At 64.0% G+C, this 21,085-nt stretch carries 16 protein-coding genes; 11 read left to right on the top strand and 5 right to left on the bottom strand.

Features of this window, described 5'->3' with window-relative positions; genetic code table 11:
* Positions 1-63 precede the first annotated feature (63 nt).
* Together AC07PQ_RS18555 and AC07PQ_RS18550 are read right to left on the bottom strand one after the other, a co-directional pair.
* Complete coding sequence (locus tag AC07PQ_RS18555; RefSeq protein WP_493186145.1) at positions 64-732, bottom strand: Pr6Pr family membrane protein; 669 nt, start codon at positions 730-732, stop codon at positions 64-66.
* Positions 733-741: 9 nt separating this feature from the next.
* Positions 742-972, bottom strand: coding sequence for a VF530 family protein (locus AC07PQ_RS18550; RefSeq protein ID WP_007923118.1), 231 nt, complete (start codon positions 970-972; stop codon positions 742-744).
* 349 nt (positions 973-1,321) lie between these two features.
* Between AC07PQ_RS18550 and AC07PQ_RS18545 the strand changes: the two genes are divergently transcribed.
* From AC07PQ_RS18545 to AC07PQ_RS18520, 6 genes are all read left to right on the top strand, one after another.
* Complete coding sequence (locus AC07PQ_RS18545; protein WP_493186146.1) at positions 1,322-3,361, top strand: TonB-dependent receptor; 2,040 nt, start codon at positions 1,322-1,324, stop codon at positions 3,359-3,361.
* Between the two features lie 254 nt (positions 3,362-3,615).
* On the top strand, positions 3,616-4,638 hold the full coding sequence (locus AC07PQ_RS18540) for a hypothetical protein (protein WP_493186147.1): 1,023 nt from the start codon (positions 3,616-3,618) through the stop codon (positions 4,636-4,638).
* Between the two features lie 323 nt (positions 4,639-4,961).
* Positions 4,962-6,335 (top strand): carbohydrate porin, encoded by a 1,374-nt coding sequence (locus tag AC07PQ_RS18535; RefSeq protein ID WP_493186148.1) that lies wholly within the window; start codon positions 4,962-4,964, stop codon positions 6,333-6,335.
* 129 nt (positions 6,336-6,464) lie between these two features.
* Entirely contained in the window at positions 6,465-8,885 is a 2,421-nt protein-coding gene (locus tag AC07PQ_RS18530) for a glucose/quinate/shikimate family membrane-bound PQQ-dependent dehydrogenase (RefSeq protein WP_493186149.1), read from the top strand.
* A gap of 722 nt (positions 8,886-9,607) precedes the next feature.
* On the top strand, positions 9,608-9,928 hold the full coding sequence (locus tag AC07PQ_RS18525) for a hypothetical protein (RefSeq protein WP_274304515.1): 321 nt from the start codon (positions 9,608-9,610) through the stop codon (positions 9,926-9,928).
* Between the two features lie 215 nt (positions 9,929-10,143).
* Positions 10,144-10,437, top strand: a complete 294-nt coding sequence (locus AC07PQ_RS18520) for a hypothetical protein (protein ID WP_007930783.1) — start codon at positions 10,144-10,146, stop codon at positions 10,435-10,437.
* Positions 10,438-10,533: 96 nt separating this feature from the next.
* Here the strand turns inward: AC07PQ_RS18520 and AC07PQ_RS18515 are convergent, their stop codons facing one another.
* Complete coding sequence (locus tag AC07PQ_RS18515; RefSeq protein WP_493186150.1) at positions 10,534-12,876, bottom strand: putative bifunctional diguanylate cyclase/phosphodiesterase; 2,343 nt, start codon at positions 12,874-12,876, stop codon at positions 10,534-10,536.
* Between the two features lie 404 nt (positions 12,877-13,280).
* On the opposite strand from AC07PQ_RS18515, the gene lon reads away from it, so the two are divergent.
* The 5 genes from lon to cmoB all read left to right on the top strand — a co-directional run bounded on the left by lon (position 13,281) and on the right by cmoB (position 18,901).
* Positions 13,281-15,701 carry an endopeptidase La gene (lon, locus tag AC07PQ_RS18510; protein WP_087090077.1) on the top strand — a complete coding sequence of 807 codons (2,421 nt, stop codon included), beginning with the start codon at positions 13,281-13,283 and terminating at the stop codon, positions 15,699-15,701.
* A gap of 174 nt (positions 15,702-15,875) precedes the next feature.
* The gene (locus AC07PQ_RS18505; protein ID WP_007930776.1) at positions 15,876-16,268 is read left to right on the top strand and encodes a protease inhibitor I42 family protein; all 393 of its coding nucleotides are present in this window, start codon (positions 15,876-15,878) and stop codon (positions 16,266-16,268) included.
* Position 16,269: 1 nt separating this feature from the next.
* The gene (locus tag AC07PQ_RS18500; RefSeq protein WP_101338975.1) at positions 16,270-16,905 is read left to right on the top strand and encodes a lysoplasmalogenase; all 636 of its coding nucleotides are present in this window, start codon (positions 16,270-16,272) and stop codon (positions 16,903-16,905) included.
* A gap of 299 nt (positions 16,906-17,204) precedes the next feature.
* Complete coding sequence (gene cmoA / locus AC07PQ_RS18495; protein WP_493186151.1) at positions 17,205-17,948, top strand: carboxy-S-adenosyl-L-methionine synthase CmoA; 744 nt, start codon at positions 17,205-17,207, stop codon at positions 17,946-17,948.
* Positions 17,945-18,901, top strand: coding sequence for a tRNA 5-methoxyuridine(34)/uridine 5-oxyacetic acid(34) synthase CmoB (cmoB, locus tag AC07PQ_RS18490; RefSeq protein WP_493186152.1), 957 nt, complete (start codon positions 17,945-17,947; stop codon positions 18,899-18,901). The genes cmoA and cmoB overlap by 4 nt, the downstream gene beginning before the upstream one ends.
* 128 nt (positions 18,902-19,029) lie before the next feature.
* Here the strand turns inward: cmoB and tadA are convergent, their stop codons facing one another.
* Positions 19,030-19,524 (bottom strand): tRNA adenosine(34) deaminase TadA, encoded by a 495-nt coding sequence (tadA, locus tag AC07PQ_RS18485; RefSeq protein ID WP_053262491.1) that lies wholly within the window; start codon positions 19,522-19,524, stop codon positions 19,030-19,032.
* Positions 19,524-20,900 (bottom strand): multicopper oxidase family protein, encoded by a 1,377-nt coding sequence (locus tag AC07PQ_RS18480; protein WP_007929587.1) that lies wholly within the window; start codon positions 20,898-20,900, stop codon positions 19,524-19,526. The genes tadA and AC07PQ_RS18480 overlap by 1 nt, the downstream gene beginning before the upstream one ends.
* Positions 20,901-21,085 lie beyond the last annotated feature (185 nt).

Genomic DNA, 21,085 nt, shown 5'->3' with positions numbered 1-21,085 from the left:
GACTGCCAAGCCTCGTCCCTACAGACCCGCCTCTGTAGGAGCGAGGCTTGCCCGCGAAAGCATTCAGCCAGATGACACCGAGCCAGCTCCCCGCCACCGATCAATGCCCACCAACAGCAGCGCCACCAGCACGAACCCCGCCAGAATCCCCAGCGCATTCACGAACGCCTGCGCATAGCCCAGCTTGCCCACGTCGAGAAAAGGATAGGGATACAGCCCCAGCACGTGCCCGCGCAGCAGCACATAAGCGAAGTACAGCAGCGGGTAGAGCATCCACCCGGCGACATGTTGCAGCCCCAGGCGGCCCTTGGGCACGCAGCACCACCAGTAGACGAGAAACAGCAGCGGCATCACGTCGTGCAGCAACTCGTCCGCCACCAACTGCCAGCCCTGGGGATGCCACAGGTGACGCAGCAACAGGCTGTACGCCAGCCCCACCACCACAATGCTGACCGCGATGCCGCTGCTGACCCAGGGTTGCAGAAAGAACCGCTGCCCGCGCGAGCTGCGCAGGTTCAAGGCGCAGGTCAGCACCACCGCCACCAGGGTGTTGGTGAGCACGGTGAAGAAACTGAAAAAGTTGATCAGCCCGCCCAGCAGGCTGGCGTCCACCGTCCAGCGCAGATGGAGGATCAGGTACAGCTGGATCGTCAGCGCCAACCAGCCGAGCAACGCGGCCAACGCGGTGAACAGCCGTTTGCCGCCTGAAGGAAAAACCGGCTCGACAGCCATCGAAGGTCCTTAGAGCGGGCGTTTGGTGCGCTGCAGTTTCACGTACAGCTGCTCGACTTTCTCCCGCGCCCAGGGCGTCTTACGCAGAAAGGTCAGGCTCGACTTGATGCTCGGGTCGCTCTTGAAGCAACGGATATCGATGCGCTCGGCCAACCCCTGCCATTCGTAGTGTTCCACCAGCGCCTTGAGGATCTGTTCCAGGGTGACGCCGTGCAGCGGGTCGTTGTTCGTTGCAGTCATGCCGGGCCTTCGAGCAAGAGAAAAAGGAAGTCGCGCACCTTAGCCGAGGCTTCGAGCCCGTGGAAGGGCGAACACTCATCAACTGTAGCCGCTGCCGCAGGCTGCGATAGCGCCGAAGGCGCTCATGCACCTGAGATCGCCGCGAGCGTTCCGCTCGATCGCAGCCTGCGGCAGCGGCTACATCGGAACGAATGCCCCCTTCTCCTGAAAAGTTCCTTTCTTTTTGCGCAGAAAGATATGTTATATTGTATCAATACAAAACAACCCCCTGATCCAGACACCTCGCCGTGTCACGCCTGTTCTCTTTTGACTCAAAGCGCACAGCCTCGCGCTTGCCAAGGAATGACCGATGTCCCTCTCTGCCCACCGCCCTTCTCGCTCCTTACTCTGGCGCCTGACGCCGTTGTCCGCCGCCTTGCTGTTCGCCTCCCAGGCCCACGCCCTGGAGTTGCAACCGCAGGTCATCACCGCCAACCCCCTGGGCAGCCAGCAAACGGCAGCGCCGAGCACGGTACTGGAAGGCGACGAGCTGACCCTGCAACAACAAGGCAGCCTCGGCGAAACCCTGAATAAACAGCCGGGCGTGTCTTCGTCCTACTTCGGCCCGGGCGCCAGCCGGCCGATCATTCGCGGCCTGGACGGCGATCGCATTCGCCTGCTGCGCAACGGTGTCGGCGCCCTGGATGCGTCGTCGCTGTCCTACGACCACGCCGTGCCGCTGGACCCGGTCAACGTCGAGCGCATCGAGATCGTCCGCGGCCCGGCCGCCCTGCTGTATGGCGGCAGCGCCATCGGCGGCGTGGTCAACACCTTCGACAACCGCATCCCCACCGCAGCCATCGAAGGCATCCACGGTGCCGGTGAATTGCGTTACGGCGGTGCCGACACCACCCGCAGCAGCGCGGGCAAGCTGGAAGCCGGCAACGGCACCTTCGCCTTGCACCTGGACGCCAACTCGCGGCAGTTCAACGACCTGAAAATCCCCGGCTACGCCCGCAGCCGCCACGCCCCAGCGAGTGAAGACGGCAACGGCAAAAAAGGCCGCCTGGGCAACAGCGACGGCCGTCAGGACGGCGGCGCCATCGGCGGTTCCTACACCTGGGACGACGGTTACGCCGGGCTGTCCTACAGCAACTACGACTCCAACTACGGCTCGCCCGCCGAAGACGACGTGCGCATCCGCATGAAGCAGGATCACTACGCCTTCGCCTCGGAACTGCGCAACCTCGACGGCCCCTTCAGCTCGCTGAAGTTCGACGCCGGCTACACCGATTACGAGCACCGCGAAATCGAAGGCGGCGAGACCGGCACCATTTTCAAGAACAAGGGTTACGAAGCCCGGGTCGAAGCGCGCCACCAGCCCCTCGGCCCGCTCAATGGGGTGATCGGCACCCAGGTCAGCCGCAGCGAATTTTCCGCGCTCGGCGAAGAAGCCTTCGTACCCCAGACCGATACCGACAGCGCCGCGCTGTTCATCCTCGAAGAATTGCAGGCCACCGAGCGCCTGAAACTCAGCCTCGGCGGGCGCCTGGAACACACCCGCGTCGACCCGGACAGCAAAGGCAACGAGCGCTTTAGCCAGGCCGACAGCTCCAACAGTTTCACCGCCGGCAGCCTGTCGTCCGGCGCGGTCTACACCCTGACGCCGATCTGGTCCGTGGCCGCCACCCTGGGCTACACCGAACGCGCGCCGACCTTCTACGAGCTGTATGCCAACGGCGCCCACGTGGCCACCGGCACCTATGAAGTCGGCGACGCCAACCTGTCGAAAGAAAAAGCCGTGTCCAGCGACCTGGCCCTGCGTTTCGACAACGGCACCCACAAAGGCAGCGTCGGGGTGTTCTACAGCCACTTCTCCAACTACATCGGGCTGCTCGGCAGCGGTCGTACCCTCAACGATGAAGGCGAGGAAGACGCAGGCGGCATGCCGGAATACACCTACTCCGGGGTCCGCGCGCGGTTTGCCGGGATCGAGGCCCAGGACCACTGGAAGCTCGGCGAAAGCGCCTACGGCAAGTTCGCCCTGGAACTGTCCGGCGACTACACCCGCGCCAAGAATCTGGACAACGGTGAAGCCCTGCCACGCATCGCGCCGCTGCGCCTGAACAGCGGCCTGCTGTGGGAACTGGATCGCTGGCAGGCGCGCATCGATGTCGAACACGCCGCCAGCCAGCGTCGCGTGCCGGACAACGAAAGCGGCACCGACGGCTACACCACCCTGGGCGCCAGCGCCGGTTACCACTTCGACATCGGCAGCAGCCAGTGGCTGGCCTTCGTCAAGGGCGAGAACCTGACCAACCAGACCGTGCGCTACGCCAGCTCGATCCTGCGCGACATCGCCCCGGCCCAGGGGCGCAGCATCGAGGTCGGCTTGCGCACCACCTTCTGAGCCCTCCCCAAATCGCAGCCTTCTGGCTGCGATTTTCCTCTCCCCCCTCCCATTGATTCCCCCTCAGCGCCGGGCTTGCAGGACGCTCTGCAATCCCGGCCTGTACCGCCATGCCGTGACAGGTGCAAAATGCGCGCGATTACGCCGATGCCTGGCATTACCAGGGTCGAGTACAGCCCCTGTACGACCTGGAACATTGCCCTCCACACCGGCCTCCCGAAAAAACGGATCTCCACCCAGTAAAGGACTGCCCCTTGTTTACCCTCACACGCCCGTTCGCCTTGCTTTTAGCACTCACCCTCTCGCTTGACGCCACTGCACTGTCACTTCACTCGGAAAGACGCGCGGATGGCACAACCGTGCTGCTGCTCACCGATGCCCCTGCCCCCGCCCGACCGCCACAACTCAATGAAGATCCGGCAGTTCGCGCGGCCCTAATTGACTTCATCGGCTACGCCACCGGCAGTTTCACCAGCGACGGCTCCATGATCGTGACGCAAGTGCTGGATTCCCTGGATTCAGAGTTCTCGACATTCAAAGAGGGCGTACCTACCGGGCGCAAAATGCTCACGGCCATGGATCACGATCACGGCGATGAACGCGCCGCGCTGCTGTTGAACGACAAGGGGCAGTTGATCGCCGTAGGCCTGGTGAATGGACACTGCACCGTCAAATCGAAGACAGAGTCGTTGTCCTGCAATCCGGGGCCCGAAACCGTGCTGACTATCTTCCAGGCCAAAGATGCCCAGAAGAGTGACGCCGAGCCAATCATTGCCTGGAGCAAACAGTTGCCGCCAATGGTCGCGTTCTGGGCCGAAAGTGAAGATCCCGAGGCACGTGCCAACGCACAAAAGATTGCCACGGTCGAATACATCACCACTGACCCGAAAAAAGCATCTTGGAATGCCTCGCAACTGCCTGCGGATTTCCCGAAGGCGATGCTTGCGTTGTTACCCAAAGACTCCCACCTGGTGGGCGCGGGCGTCGATGGTTTTTTCACCACCCCGGGCCTGAAAGGCGCGCCGATTTACGGAGACTACGACGAACTGGCCGGCCGGCCACGGCATGATTTCGAGGTCTTGTTGCAAACCTATGCGCCGTTCTCCGAGGTCGTGAAGTTTTACCAGGAGCAGGCAAAAGGCGCCGAGTTACGCGCCAACGATGAAAAGGCCCTGATTGACGGCGTGGTGGGCGGCGGTACTTACAAGATTGAGATCAAGGACAAAGAGGAAGAAGGAACGTCCATCACGTTCTCCGGCTGGAGAAAAGAAGTCTGAAACGGTTGGGCCAGACCGACACAGGAGCAAGTTATTCAAAGTAGAACGACTTGCCCTATTGAAGTGGGATAAACCCACGAAGATTGACGGTAGTTCCGTGCCGAATACAAACGGATAGAAAAAACACACTGTTACCAAATCCGAAATGATTCATGTCACTAAAAGCGCTTTCTCTCCAGGAGGAGGCGCTTTATCCTTACGCCCCCAACGCTGAATCGTTTTTTTTCCTTAAAACAGTGGCTACCGCTTTCGATCCCCAAGGTTCGCAATGCGCGATATCCCCTGTTTCTGACCACTTATAAAAAGCCCTTACCTGACAACTTATGCCTAATTTCAAGCCTCTCAAAGACAGCGCTGTCTTTCACCCTTCCGCCAGCCAGAAAACCATGGCCCTGCTCAGCGCCCTCGGCCTGGCTACCTGCGCCCAGGCCGCGCCGGCCTTCAACAGCGAGTCCCCGTGGATGCTCGGCGACTGGAATGGCAACCGCACCGAGCTGGCGAAAAAAGGCTACGACTTCAAGATCGACTTCGTCGGCGAAATGGGCGCCAACCTGCATGGCGGTTACGACCATGACCGCACCGCGCGCTTCAGCGACCAGTTCGCCTTCGGCAGCCACCTGGACCTGGGCAAGATCCTCGGCTGGAACGATGCCGAGTTCCAACTGACCATCACCAAGCGCGACGGCGACAACATCAGCAACGACCGCATCAACGACCCGCGGGTCGGTGGCTTCACCTCGGCCCAGGAAGTCTGGGGCCGCGGCCAGACCTGGCGCCTGACGCAGATGTGGTACCAGCAGAAATTCTTCGACCAGAAACTCGATATCAAGGTCGGCCGGTTCGGCCAGGGCGAAGACTTCAACAGCTTCCCCTGCGACTTCCAGAACCTGGCGTTCTGTGGCTCCCAGGTCGGCAACTGGGCCGGCAGCGTCTGGTACAACTGGCCGGTCAGCCAGTGGGCGCTGCGGGTCAAATATCACCTGACCCCTGAGCTCTACGCGCAGATCGGCGCCTATGAGCAGAACCCGTCCAACCTCGAGCGCGGCAATGGCTTCAAGCTCAGCGGCAGCGGCACCCAGGGCACCCTGCTGCCAGTGGAACTGGTGTGGACGCCGAAGCCGGGCGGCCTGCCGGGTGAATACCGCGCCGGTTACTACTACAGCAGCGCCAAGGCCAGCGACGTGTACAAGGACAGCAACGGCCAGCCGGCGGCCTTGAGCGGCGAGGCCTATCGCAGCAGTTCGAGCAAGCACGGCCTGTGGCTGGGCGCGCAACAGCAGATCACTAGCCTGGCCAGCGACCACTCGCGCGGCTTGAGCCTGTTCGCCAACGCGACGATGCACGACAAGAAGACCAACGCCATCGACAACTACGTCCAGGCCGGCCTGGTCTACAAAGGCCTGTTCGATGCACGCGCCAAGGACGACATCGGCTTCGCCATGGCCCGGGTCCACGTCAACCCGGCCTACCGCAAGAACGCCGAAGCGAGCAACCAGGCCAACCTCATCCAGGACTACGACAACCCGGCCTACCTGCCGCCCCAGGACACCGAATACAGCGCCGAGCTGTACTACGGCGTGCATGTCACTAATTGGCTGACCGTGCGCCCGAACCTGCAATACATCCGCCACCCGGGTGGCGTGGACAAGGTCGACGACGCGCTGATCGGCGGGATCAAGATCCAGAGCTCGTTCTGAGGCGCACCGGCAACGCGCCAATCTGAATAAAACTGTTTTTCCCAAACACTGCTGAACCATGCCCGCGCCTGATCGTCATCTACAGTGAACAAGCGCGGGACTACCTTAAACGTCACGGAGAACCACACTATGAGCACTGAGGGTGCTTCAAGTCCGAGCCGCCTGCTGCCGAGCCTGCTCGGCATCTTGCTGCTGCTAATGGGCCTGGCCATGCTGGCCGGGGGGATCAAGCTGAGCATGCTCGGCGGCTCGCTGTACTACCTGTTGGCCGGTATTGGCCTGATCGTCAGCGGCATCCTGCTGCTGGCCGGTCGTAGTGCCGCGCTGCTCGTCTACGGGGTGGTGCTGTTCGCCAGCTCCGTCTGGGCGCTGTGGGAAGTCGGCCTGGACTGGTGGCAACTGGTGCCACGCCTGTCGCTGTTCTTTGCCCTGGGCGTGGTTCTGCTGCTGCCATGGTTCCGTCGTCCGCTGCTGCGCAACGGCCCGGCGCCTGTAAGCACCGCGGTACTGGGCGTGGCCGTGGTCCTGGCCGGCGGTGCCGCGATCAACAGCCAGTTCACCCACCCGGGCGAGATCTCGGGCGAACTGGGCCGTGCAAGCGCCGACACCACCAGCGCCGCGCCGACCATGCCCGAAGGCGACTGGCAGGCGTATGGCCGCACCGAGTTCGGTGACCGCTACTCGCCGCTGACCCAGATCACTCCGGCCAACATCGGCAAGCTGCAGGAAGCCTGGCGCATCCGCACCGGCGACATGCCGACCGCCAAGGACCCGGTGGAAATCACCAACCAGAACACCCCGCTGAAGGTCAACGGCATGCTCTATGCCTGCACCGCCCACAGCCAGGTGCTGGCGCTGGACCCGGACACAGGCAAGGAAATCTGGCGTTTCGACCCGAAAATCCAGGGCCCGAACGGCGATGATTTCCGTGGCTGGGCACACATGACCTGCCGCGGCGTGTCGTACTACGACGAAGCCAGTTTCAACAAAAGCGACGCCATCAGCACCCCGGCCAGCCTCTCGGCCGCCGGCCAGGCGATCGCCGCCAGCTGCCCGCGTCGCCTGTTCCTGCCGACCGCCGACGCGCGCCTGATCGCGATCAACGCCGACACCGGCAAGGTCTGCGAAGACTTCGGCAACAAAGGCGCCGTGGACCTGAAGGCCGGTATCGGCCCGTTCACCCCGGGCGGCTACTACTCGACGTCGCCGGCCGCCATCACCCGTAACCTGGTGATCATCGGCGGCCACGTGACCGACAACGAGTCGACCAACGAACCGTCCGGCGTGATCCGCGCCTTCGACGTGCACGACGGTCACCTGGTGTGGAACTGGGACGCCGGCAACCCCGACGTCACCACGCCGCTGCCGGAAGGCCAGACCTACACCCGCAACTCGCCGAACATGTGGTCCCTGGCCAGCGTCGACGAGAAGCTGGGCCTGGTCTACCTGCCGCTGGGCAACCAGATGCCTGACCAATGGGGCGGTAACCGCACCGCGGGCGCCGAGAAGTTCAGCGCCGGCACCGTGGCCCTGGACATCGACACCGGCAAGCTGCGCTGGAACTACCAGTTCACCCACCATGACCTGTGGGACATGGACGTGGGCAGCCAGCCGACCCTGGTGGACATGAAGACCGCGGACGGCATCAAGCCGGCGCTGATTCAGCCGACCAAGCAAGGCAGCCTGTATGTGCTGGACCGTCGCGACGGCACCCCGATCGTGCCGATCCAGGAAGTGCCGGCGCCGGGTGGTGCGGTCGAAGGTGACCACACCGCGCCGACCCAGGCCCGTTCGGACCTGAACCTGCTGCCGCCGCCGCTGGAAGAAAAAGGCATGTGGGGCGCCACGCCGTTCGACCAGATGCTGTGCCGCATCCAGTTCAAGGAACTGCGCTACGAAGGCCAGTACACCCCGCCGTCGATCCAGGGCAGCCTGGTCTATCCGGGTAACGTCGGTGTGTTCAACTGGGGCAGCGTGTCGATCGACCCGGTCCGTCACCTGCTGTTCACCAGCCCGAACTACATGGCCTTCGTTTCCAAGCTGGTGCCGCGCGCCGAAGTCGCCGCCGGCAGCAAGCGCGAAAGCGAAACCTCCGGTGTGCAACCCAACACCGGCGCGCCGTACGCGGTGATCATGCATCCGTTCATGTCGCCGTTCGGCGTACCTTGCCAGGCCCCGGCCTGGGGCTACGTGGCCGGTATCGACCTGACCACCAACAAAGTGGTGTGGAAGCACAAGAACGGCACCAGCCGCGACAGCTCGCCGGTACCGATCGGCCTGCCCATCGGCGTGCCGAGCATGGGCGGCTCGATGGTCACCGCCGGTGGCGTGGGCTTTCTCAGCGGCACCCTGGACCAGTACATCCGCGGTTATGACGTGAACAACGGCAAGGAACTGTGGAAATCCCGCCTGCCAGCGGGCGGCCAGGCCACGCCAATGAGCTACACCGGCAAGGATGGCAAGCAGTACGTGCTGGTGGTCGTGGGTGGCCACGGCTCGCTGGGCACCAAGATGGGCGACTACATCATCGCCTACAAACTGTCGGAATAAGCCTTACCGGCGGTGAATGAAAAGGCGGCTACCTGCGGGTAGCCGCCTTTTTTTGTGGATGGCGTTTGGAGGGAGCTTCTTCGGCCTTTCATTTTTGTATTGCCCGGCCTGACGTCATCGCGAGCAAGCTCGCTCCTACAAGGACGGTGCAATACCTGTAGGAGCGAGCTTGCTCGCGATAGGGCCCGCCCAACCACCACCAGCCTCCCGGGCGATAACGATTCATGTAGCCGCTGCCGAGCCCGCGAGGCTGCGATCGGCCGCAAAGCGGACGCTAAACCAGACAACGCGGTGTATCAGGCTGATGGGGGACACCGCCCTTGCGTCTGCTACGCAGACGATCGCAGCCTCGCGGGCTCGGCAGCGGCTACAGGGCCAATGTTGAGCCGAGATCGGTGTGGCAGTGGTTATGGCGAAAATTCCTACAACACGCGTCGACTCCCATCACCTTGTCCCGCCGGGCCTCGGACTCTATGGTTTGGTCTGTCACTGCCAATTCAGTGACAGGGCGTAGGAACCCTTTTGATGACCCTTGGCGCGTACGCGTCCCGACTGATTGCGGCCCCTTTGAGGTGTCCGTAAGATCAGCCGCGGCGGCTGTGCGCGGGCACGTTTCGACGTGGCCGAGTCCCTGGGTATTCGGTTCCTACCCCGCGCACGGCTGCCACCCAAGCCCGTAGGAAGGCTGTTGGCGGCTCAGATCCCTACCCGGAGCCAGTTCAATGAAAAAAGTCGTTCCCGATCCACCCGCGCTCATCGACGACACCTCACCCCGCCGCTACATGGCCCTGACCAGCAACGACTGCACCATCCCCGCCTTGCTGATCGACACCGAGGCGCCATTGGATGTGCTGCACGAAGCCGCCGCCCACCGCATCCGCGCCGCGGCCCAGTTGCTGGAAAACCTCGCCAGCGACGCCAACCTGCACGGCAACCCGGCGCTGCTCCAGGATTTCGCCCAGCTCTGCGTCATCCCCCTGCGCGACGGTTGCGACCTGCTGGACGTACTCGGCCGGCGCCTGCAGGAACAACTGCTGAGCTGAATCCCGAGCCGGGGCCGGCGACCTTCTGCCGGCCCTGCCCCCATACCCCGCCCCCCGCAATTGCAAAGGGACATTAGCCCATCTGTGCTAATCGACCCTCCCCCACCCCGGCGATATAGTGCCAACCACTCACTCGCTCTTCTCAACACCGCCGCTCTGCGGTGTCGGGGTCGGCTGCGCCGTAGAAAACACAACAATGCCAAGGAAGAATCACCATGAACCTCCACCCCACTGCTCGTCCCCTCGCCCTGCTCGGCATCCTGGCTCTCGCCCTGGGCGGTTGCGCCATTGCCAAACCCAGCAACGACGACCTCAAGAACCGCGCCCAGACCACCCTCGGCAAGCCCGTGACCACGGTCTCCAATGTGCGCAGCGACGCTTCCCAGACCTACTTCACCGCCAGCACCAGCAACGGCGAATACAATTGCATCCTGCCCAGTGGCGGCATGGTCGCCTTCGCCTCCATGGGCGGCGTCGTAGCACTCCCCGCCGAGTGCACCAAGCAGTAAGCCGCGGCCCATCGCCGAGGGTTGATGGCGCCAGGCTTCACACCGTGAAGCAGGGCGGCTGCAGCGCCCAGTGCGGCCGCGGCCACACAGGGCTGCTCAGCTGGAAATCCGCGACTTCAACAGCCAGGCCTCGAAGGCTGTGGCAGTCAGCGGCCGGCTGATCAGGTAGCCCTGGGCCGTGTCGCAATGCCAGCGCTCCAGCAGGCGCAGGCTGCGCTCCTGCTCCACCCCTTCGGCCACCACCTTGAGCCCCAGGTTGTGGCTCATCTCGATGGTGGAACGCACGATCACCGCGTCGCCGCTGGTTTCGTCGAGGTTGCGGATAAACGACTGGTCGATCTTCAGCTCCTGCACCGGCAGCCGCTGCAATTGCGCCAGCGACGAGTAGCCAGTGCCGAAGTCGTCCACCGACAGGCTGATGCCGCAGTCGCGCAGGCTCTGCAACACCTCCAGCGCCTGCTCCGGGTGACGCATGATGGCGCTTTCGGTGATCTCGAAAATCAGCTGCTCGGCGGACAATCGATAACGCTGCAGCAACACGCTCACCCGCGCCGCCAGGTCGTGGCCATGCAGGTCGTCCGCCGAGATGTTCAGCGACAACTGCAGATGCAGCCCGCGCATGTTCCATTCGGCCAGTTGCCGCATGCCCTCCTCGATCACCCACAGGGTCAGGCTGTTCATGCTGCCGGTGCGCTCGGCCAGGGGAATGAACTCCGTCGGCGAGACCATGCCGAACTCCGGGTGCTGCCAGCGCAGCAGGGCTTCGGCCTGGTGCACATGGCCGTGACGCAGGTCCAGCTTGGGCTGGTACAGCAAGAACAGCTCGCCTTCCGCCGCGGCCCGGCGCAGGTCGCGGATCAGTCCGATCTGGCGCTGATGGGCCAGGTCGCGGTCCTGCTGGTAGATCTGCAGGTAACCGGGCTGGGCGGCCGCGTCGTGGCGGGCGATGGCGGCGCGGCTGATCAGCTCTTCCGCCGATTGCCCGTCGGTGGGGTAGACCGCCACGCCGATGCACACCTGGCGCTGCACTTCATCGCCACGCAGGGGCTGCGGCCGGCTCAATAACGCATGGAGCCGGTCGGCCATGGCCACCGCGCCATCGATCTCGGTATTTTCCAGCAGCAACAGAAACTCGTTGGCGGTGATGCGCGCGGCGGTGTCGCCGGTGGACACCGTCTCCGACAGCCGCCGGCTGACTTCGCGCATCATCTGCTCCACCCCTTCCGGGCCCAGGCCTTCGTTGATCGCCCGATAGTCCTCGATGCCCAGGTACAGCAGCACCACCTTGCGCCCGGCGCTGATGGCGTTGCTCAGGCGCTCCATGGCCAGCGCCCGGTTGGGCAGGCCGGTCAGGGGGTCGTGCAGGGCGTTGTGGGCCAGTTGCAGCTCGCGGCTGGCAATCCCGCTCTGCATGGCGTTGATCGCCTCGGCCAGCAAGCCGAACTCGTCGGTGCGCTTGAGCACCACCGGCACCTGGTAGTTGCCGGCGCCGATGCGTTGGGCGGCATCGGCCAGCACATTCAACGGCCGCGACACCCGCCGCGCCATGAACAGGGCGCCGGCCAGCGACACCACCAGCGCCACCAGGGCAATTACCAGGAACTCGCGGTCCAGCGGCGCGAAGGCCTGCAAGGCGTGATCCAGCGGGCTTTGCAGCAACGCCAGAACCTTGGGGTCGTCGGGATCGTCGGTATTGGCCAGTTGCAGGGCCTGATTGAGGAAGCGCTTGCCGTGGGCATCGCTCAACTGTGGTCGCGCGCGCCAGGACGCATTGCGCAGGGTGGTGATGATGGTCGCCCAGAAAATGTCCGGCTGAGTGCTGAACAACTCCCCCGCGCGCCCGTCCTGCAGGGTGAGGAATGACACCTCCAGGTTGCTCATGGAGCGCAACTCGCTGGCGAACAGGTCGTCCATGCGAAACGCCATGACCACCCGATTCATGTGCATCGGCGTCAGTACCTGCCCCTGGACCAGCAGATAAGGCTGGCCCTTGAGCGCGACGATCAACATGCTTTTGCTCTGCCGCAGGGCCGTGCGCAATGCTCGGTCATAGGGGAAATGCTCACGCTCGGCGATCGCCCCCAGGGTGCTGGCGATCACCGTGCCTTCGGCGCCGAGCACGAACAGCTCGCTGCCGCGGGTGCCAGTGCCATGCTGACGCAGCGCCTCCAGAATCGCCCGCGAGTCGCCGCTGATCACCGCTTCACGGAACTGCGAGTCCACCACCAGCCAGTCCACGCCATAACGCAAGCGCCGACCGCGCAGTTCGAGCAGGCGTTCGAAGACCCGGGCGCCGGTTTGCAGCTGCACTTGCGCCTGGTTTTCCACCGCATGATTGGTCGCGGCCTTGACGGCGAAATACACCACCCCGATCACGATCAACAGCAACAACGCCAATACCCCAGTGATCCTTACCTGGAACGTATGGCGCCACTTCATGAGACGGCTCTCGTCGCCGCGACCTCACTGTTGTCGACCCTGCACCCCCACGGCGACACCCGCCGCTCCCCGCTGAAAAGTCCTTTGATCATTACGCGTCCCTCTGGGCAGCTAAAGATGCGTCAAATAAATGCCATTTTCCTGACAACATTTAATCGGTCCAGATTAGACTGCCAAGAGAAGAAGATCACGCAATAAAATCAGGGGGTTCATAAAGTCATTTTTTTGTCACCGCCAATTTACCAACGTTCTTGCGCAGAAATGACAGCCTCACAATCAGCGCTTTGGAGGCTGCACTGCGTTGCGGCGACAAGGACTGAAATAATTGATCCGGCCCGGGCACCATTGAAACCGCTCGTCACCTGCCCCATCTAACCTGGCATACCCCATTGCGCAGGTGCCCCATGAGCGACCAGCAAGAACTTCCTGAAACCATGAGTGAATACGCCGACCCGGAAAACGCCGAACTCCATACGTCCTCCGGCAAGGGCCTGGCCCTGCCCGGGCAGAATCTGCCGGACAAGGTCTACATCATCCCGATCCACAATCGGCCGTTCTTCCCCGCGCAAGTCTTGCCGGTGATCGTCAACGAAGAACCCTGGGCCGAAACCCTGGAGCTGGTGAGCAAGTCCGAACACCATTCCCTGGCGCTGTTCTTCATGGACACCCCGCCGGAAGACCCACGCCATTTCGACACCTCGGCCCTGCCGCTGTACGGCACCCTGGTCAAGGTGCACCACGCCAGCCGCGAGAACGGCAAGTTGCAGTTCGTGGCCCAGGGCCTGACCCGCGTGCGCATCCGCACCTGGCTCAAGCACCATCGCCCGCCCTATCTGGTGGAGGTCGAATACCCGCACCAGCCGAGCGAGCCGACCGACGAGGTCAAGGCCTACGGCATGGCACTGATCAACGCGATCAAGGAACTGCTGCCGCTCAACCCGCTGTACAGCGAAGAGCTGAAGAACTACCTCAACCGCTTCAGCCCCAACGACCCGTCGCCTTTGACCGACTTCGCCGCCGCGCTGACCTCGGCCACCGGCAACGAACTGCAGGAAGTGCTCGACTGCGTGCCGATGCTCAAGCGCATGGAAAAAGTCCTGCCGATGCTGCGCAAGGAAGTCGAGGTCGCGCGCCTGCAGAAAGAGATTTCCGCCGAGGTCAATCGCAAGATCGGCGAACACCAGCGCGAGTTCTTCCTCAAGGAACAGCTCAAGGTCATCCAGCAGGAGCTGGGCCTGACCAAGGACGATCGCAGCGCCGACATCGAGCAGTTCGAGCAGCGCCTGGCTGGCAAGGTCCTGCCTCCTCAAGCGCAAAAGCGCATCGTGGAGGAAATGAACAAACTGTCGATCCTCGAGACCGGCTCGCCGGAGTACGCGGTCACCCGCAACTACCTGGAATGGGCCACCGCGGTGCCTTGGGGCGTGTACGGCGAGGACAAGCTCGACCTCAAGCATGCGCGCAAGGTGCTGGACCAGCACCACGCCGGGCTCGACGACATCAAGAGCCGGATCCTCGAATTCCTCGCGGTCGGCGCCTACAAGGGCGAGATCAGCGGCTCCATCGTGCTGCTGGTGGGCCCGCCCGGCGTGGGCAAGACCAGTGTCGGCAAGTCCATCGCCGAATCCCTGGGCCGGCCGTTCTACCGCTTCAGCGTCGGTGGCATGCGTGACGAGGCCGAGATCAAGGGCCACCGCCGCACCTACATCGGTGCCTTGCCGGGCAAGCTGGTGCAAGCGTTGAAAGACGTCGAGGTGATGAACCCAGTGATCATGCTCGACGAGATCGACAAGATGGGCCAGAGCTACCAGGGCGACCCGGCCTCGGCGCTGCTGGAAACCCTCGACCCGGAACAGAACGTGGAATTCCTCGACCACTATCTGGACCTGCGCCTGGACCTGTCGAAAGTGCTGTTCGTGTGCACCGCCAACACCCTGGATTCGATTCCCGGCCCGTTGCTGGACCGGATGGAAGTGATTCGCCTGTCGGGCTACATCACCGAGGAAAAGCTGGCCATCGCCAAGCGCCACCTGTGGCCCAAGCAGCTGGAAAAGGCGGGTGTGTCCAAGGCCAACCTGAGTATCAGCGACGCGGCCCTGCGCGCGGTGATCGATGGTTACGCCCGCGAGGCCGGCGTGCGCCAGCTGGAGAAACAGCTGGGCAAACTGGTGCGCAAGGCCGTGGTGCGGCTGCTGGAAGAACCGGACGCGGTGATCAAGCTCGGCCCGAAAGATCTGGAGGCGTCCCTGGGCATGCCGGTGTTCCGCAACGAGCAGGTGCTCAGCGGCACCGGGGTGATCACGGGCCTGGCCTGGACCAGCATGGGCGGCGCCACGCTGCCGATCGAAGCCACGCGGATTCATACCCTCAACCGTGGCTTCAAGCTCACCGGGCAGTTGGGCGATGTGATGAAGGAGTCGGCGGAAATCGCCTACAGCTACGTCACCTCGCACCTCAAGCAATTCGGTGGCGATGCCAAATTCTTCGACGAGGCATTCGTCCACCTGCACGTGCCGGAAGGCGCCACGCCGAAGGATGGCCCGAGCGCCGGGGTGACCATGGCCAGCGCCCTGCTGTCCCTGGCACGCAACCAGCCGCCGAAAAAGGGCGTGGCCATGACCGGCGAGCTGACCCTGACCGGGCATGTCCTGCCCATCGGCGGGGTGCGCGAGAAGGTCATCGCGGCGCGCCGGCAGAAGCTCTACGAGCTGATCCTGCCGGAAGCCAACCGCGGCCACTTCGAAGAGCTGCCGGACTACCTCAAGGAAGGCATCACCGTGCACTTTGCCAAGCGTTTCGCCGATGTGGCGAAAGTGCTGTTCTAACCCTGGACCTGTAGGAGCGAGGCTTGCCCGCGATGAAGGTAACGCGTAGTACCTGACGCACCGCGTCATCGTTCATCGCGAGCAAGCTTCGCTCCTACAACAGCCCTGCTCCACCACATATTCCTCAATCTTCGGTTATGCTCGCCCTTTGTCATGACCGGAGCTTTCTGACCCATGTCACCGATTCGCCTGTTGCTGCCCCTCAGCCTCGCCCTGCTCGCCGCCTGCGCCAGCCAACCCAAGCACAACGTCACGGTCGAGAACCAGAGCGAATGCCCAGTGCAACTGAGCAATGGGCAAAACCTGATCCTGACCCTGCCGAGCAACCCGACCACGGGTTATCGCTGGGCGATCCAGGACTCGGCCGGCGGCGTGCTGCGCAAAATCAGCCCCGAGGTCTACAGCAACCCCGAAGACAGTGGCTTGGTGGGCAGCGCCGGCCAGTCCACCTGGCGTTTCCAGGCCTTCGCCGCCGGCACCGGGCGCCTGCTGCTGACCTATCAACAGCCCTGGGCCCCGGAAGTCGCGCCGGTGAAAGCCTTCGACTGCGCCATTTCGGTCAAATGACATGGGCTGGCTGATCCTGGCGCTGATGGGCGCGGTGACCTTCCTCTACGGCCTGAGCATTCACGCCACCCTGCTGTGCCTGCTGGTCAAGCCGCTGCCGGTGCTGGCCCTGCTCGGCTGGCTGCACGATGCGCCCCCCAGCGACTATCGCCGCTGGATCAGCCTCGGCCTGTTGTTCTCCCTGCTCGGCGACGTGCTGCTGGCCTGGCCCGCCGACCTGTTCGTGTTCGGCCTCGGCGCCTTCCTGGTCGCGCACCTGGCCTATCTCAAGGCCTATACCAGCGATTGCCGGCGCCTGGCGCCCTTGCCCCTGCTGCTGGCCCTGGTCGTCGGCGCGGCGTTGCTGGGCATCCTGATCAGCCATGGCCTCGGCCCGTTGCTGGTGCCGGTGATCGTCTATGGCCTGGCCATCAGCGCCATGCTCTGGCGCGCCCTGGCTCGCCTGGGCAGCGACGTGCCCAAGCGCTCGGCGCAACTGGCCGCCGCCGGCGCCGTGGCCTTTGTGTTCTCCGACAGCGTGATCGGCATCAGCCGTTTTGTGGTGGCCTTCGATGCCGCGCCCTACCTGATCATCCTCAGTTACTGGCTGGGGCAATGGGGGATCGCGGCGTCGGCCTTCCGCCAGAAGCCCCGCTGAGCCTGTAGCCGCTGCCGAGCCCGCGAGGCTGCGATCGGTCTGGGCGGCATTCCGACAAAGCGGCCGTAAAACCGGCCACCGCGGTCCTTCAGATAAACTCCATGCGCAGGCTTGGCGAGGACTACGTCCTCGTGCGCAGCCTCGCGGGCTCGGCAGTGGCTACAGGGCCACCGGCGGGGAATCCACCGGGCGGCGCCTTGTGTCGCCCTTGAGGCCCTGAAGGCCCTTCGGGCCTTATCGCAGCCTGCGGCAGCGGCTACAATGCCGCCCCTCTTTCTATCTCCACCGCTGGAACCGCCGTGAGCAAAGAACCCGACCGCCTTTTCGCCCAGCCCCTGGCCCAGGTGCCCGACTTCGCCTTCAACGAGGACGTGGTGCGGGTGTTCCCGGACATGATCAAGCGCTCGGTGCCGGGTTACCCGACCATTGTCGAGAACCTTGGCGTGCTCGCCGCCCAGTTCACCCAGCCCAATAGCGTGCTCTACGACCTGGGCTCGTCCCTCGGCGCCGTGACCCAAGCCCTGCGCCGCCATGTGCGCACCGACGGCTGCCGGGTGATCGCCATAGACAATTCAGCGGCCATGGTCGAGCGCTGCCGCGAGTACCTCAACGGCCAGGACTCGATGTTCCAGGAGCTGTTGCCGGTCGAAGTGATCGAAGGCGACATCCTCGCCCTGGAGTTCCAGCCGGCCTCGGTGGTGGCGCTGAACTTCACCCTGCAATTCATCGCCCCCGAACAGCGCCTGGCCCTGCTCGGGCGCATTCGCCAGGCGCTGCTGCCCGGCGGCGCGCTGATTCTCTCGGAGAAACTGCGCTTCAACGACCCCGAGGAGCATGCGCTGCTCACCGACCTGCACATCGCCTTCAAGCGCGCCAACGGCTACAGCGAACTGGAAATCGCCCAGAAGCGCAGCGCCATCGAAAACGTCATGAAGCCCGACAGCCTCGAAGAACACCGCGAACGCCTGCTGGCCGCCGGGTTCTCGAAAGTCGTGCCGTGGTTCCAGTGTCTTAACTTTGCCTCGTTGATTGCCTTGCCATGATTGATCTGTCCCCCCTCGCCCGCCGTCTGGCCGGTACGCCGCTGGCCGACTGGGCCAACACCCTGCAAGCGCAACTCGACACCAAGATGGAAAAGGGCCACGGCGACCTGGAGCGCTGGCAGAGCGCGCTGGACGCGCTGCCGAAGATCCAGCCGAGCACGGTCGACCTGCTCAACGGCCTGACCCTGGATACCGATTGCGACGACGCCACCCGCGCCCAGATGCGCAGCGCGCTGATGGGCCTGTCGCCCTGGCGCAAGGGCCCGTTCGACCTGTTCGGCGTGCATGTGGACACCGAATGGCGCTCGGACTGGAAATGGTCGCGGCTCGCGAAGCACCTGGACCTGCAAGGCAAACGCATCCTCGATGTCGGCTGCGGCAACGGCTACTATATGTGGCGCATGCTCGGCGCCGGTGCCCACAGCGTGATCGGCGTCGATCCGAACTGGCTGTTCTTCTGCCAGTTCCAGGCGGTGCAGCGTTACCTGTCGGAGCCCGCGGTGTGGCACCTGCCGTTCCCGTTCGAAGATCTGCCACCCAACCTGGAAGGCTTCGACACGGTGTTTTCCATGGGCGTGTTCTACCACCGCCGCTCGCCGATCGAGCATTTGCTGGCGCTCAAGGACTGCCTGGTCAAGGGCGGCGAACTGGTGCTGGAAACCCTGGTGGTGGAAGGCGACCGGCATCAGGTGCTGGTGCCGGAAGACCGCTACGCGCAGATGCGTAACGTGTGGTTCCTGCCGTCGGTGCCGGCCCTGGAACTGTGGCTGCGCCGTGCCGGCTTCAGCGATGTGCGTTGCGTGGATGTGAGCGTGACCAGCATCGAGGAGCAGCGCGGCACCGAGTGGATGAAGTACCAGTCGCTGAGCGATTTCCTCGACCCCAACGACCACAGCAAGACCATCGAAGGCCTGCCGGCGCCGATGCGCGCGGTGATTGTCGCCAGGAAATAAATGCCCCGCGCCGTGTAGGAGCGAGGCTTGCCCGCGATAGCGATTTCAAGCGTCACGCCAGGTTCGAGGTATGCATGGCCCGGGCTGGCGTCATCGCGAGCAAGCTTCGCTCCTACAGAGGCAGGGACTCAGTTGCGACTGGCCCGGCGTGCCTTGAAAAACTCGCTCAACACCGCGCCGCATTCCTCGGCCAGCACCCCGCCCTCGACCAATACCCGGTGGTTGAGAAAGCCCTGGCTGAAGAACTGCCCCTGGCTCTGTACGATGCCCGCCTTGGGCTCCAGCGCGCCGTATACCACTCGGGCGATGCGCGAATGCACGATCAGCCCGGCGCACATGCTGCACGGCTCCAGGGTCACGTAGAGGGTGCTGCCGGGCAGGCGATAGTTGTCGACCGCCTGGGCCGCGGCGCGGATCGCGACCATTTCCGCGTGGGCGCTGGGATCGCTGCCGCTGATCGGGCAGTTGAAACCTCGGCCGATGATTTCCCCGTCCTGCACCAGCACCGCGCCCACCGGCACCTCGCCCAGGGCCGCGCCCTGGGCGGCCAGGGCCAGGGCTTCACGCATGAAGTCCTGGTCGCGGCTGCGATCGATGATCCGGGCGGGGCGAATCTGCCGCATCAGGCCACCTCGATGGCGGCCATCAGGCCGGTTTCCATGTGGTCGATCACATGGCAATGGAACATCCATACCCCCGGGTTATCCGCCACCAGCGCCACCCGGGCACGCTCGTTCTTGCCCAGCAGGTAGGTGTCGGTGAAGTACGGGGTGATCTTCTTGCGGTTCGAGGCAATGACCTTGAAGCTCATGCCGTGCAAGTGGATCGGGTGCTGGTACTGAGTCATGTTCTTCAATTCGAAAATGTAGCTCTGGCCCTTCTTGAGCGTGGCGATCGGGCGGTCGGCGCAGGTCTTGTCGGTGATGTCCCAAGCCTTGCCGTTGATCTGCCAGAGGCTCGGTGGCTTGCCATTGTCCACGTTCACCGAGACCGAGCCAACCCACTCGAAGTTGAAGTTGAGCTTCTCGGCGTTATCCAGGTCCGGCTCGGCGATCGGGTTGGCCGGCAACGCCGGCGGCCACTCGGTCGGCGCATCGCTGTTGGCCACCGAACGCAAGGTGCCCAGGCGCACCGGGCCGTTGCGCAGCGACAATTCTTCACCGGCCGGCGGCGCCTTGATCGCCAGGCAGATGCGCATGCCCGGCCCCAGCCAGTATTCCTTGCCCAGCGGCCGCGGCTCGATGGGGTTGCCGTCCAGGGCGTAGATTTGCGCTTCGACACCCGGAATGTTGATGCGGTAGGTCAGGGTGTTGTCGAGGTTGAGCAGGCGCACGCGGGTGATCTGCCCGGCCGGGATTTCCACCACTGCCTGGGACACGCCATTGATGGTCGACAGGCGCCCCGCCGTACCGCCACGCGCCGCCTCGCGGGGAATGCTGAAAGGCACGAAGGCGCCTGCTTCATCCACATGCCAGCTTTTCAGGCTCAGGGTGCGTTCGTACTTGAAGCCGGTGGGTTCGCGCTCTTCGATGATCAGCGGGCCAACCAGGCCGCGACCCAGTTCTTCGCTGCTGTTGACGTGGGGGTGGTACCAGTAGCTGCCGGCATCCGGTACGCGGAACTTGTAGTCGAAGTATTCGCCCGGCATCACCGGCAATTGCGAGACGTAAGGCACGCCGTCCATTTCCAGCGGCAGGCGGATGCCATGCCAGTGGATGGTGGTGGCCACCGGCAGGTGGTTGATGAAGCGCACCCGCAGCCACTCGCCCTGGCGCACCCTCAGCTCGGTGCCCGGCGCGGACGGGCCGAAGGCCCAGGCTTCGGTCTTGTGGCCCGGCACCAGTTCCACGTCCAGCGGCGCGGCGATCAGTTGATAATCGTGGCCCGCCTCGGCGTCGGCCATCTTGCCCAGCCAGTAACGCGCCGCGCCGCCGGCGCCCACGCCAACCACGGCAAGACCGGCCAGACCACCGAGTATCTGTCGACGGGTAAAGGACATGGACTCAACTACCTCACGTATCCGCGGCGGGCCGGGGCCCGCAAAAGGCGAATACGATACACCCGCAGTTGAGAAACAGTAAGGCCGGCGCGGCGACCGGCCGCAGGCGTAACCGCCCCTGTAGCCGCTGCCGAGCTTGCGAGGCTGCGTACGGGCGCGAAGCGCCCGCCAAGGCATCCAACGTG

The sequence above is a fragment of the Pseudomonas sp. GW821-FHT09E12 genome (assembly GCF_059416085.1).
This window is presented reverse-complemented; position numbering and strand designations above follow the sequence as displayed.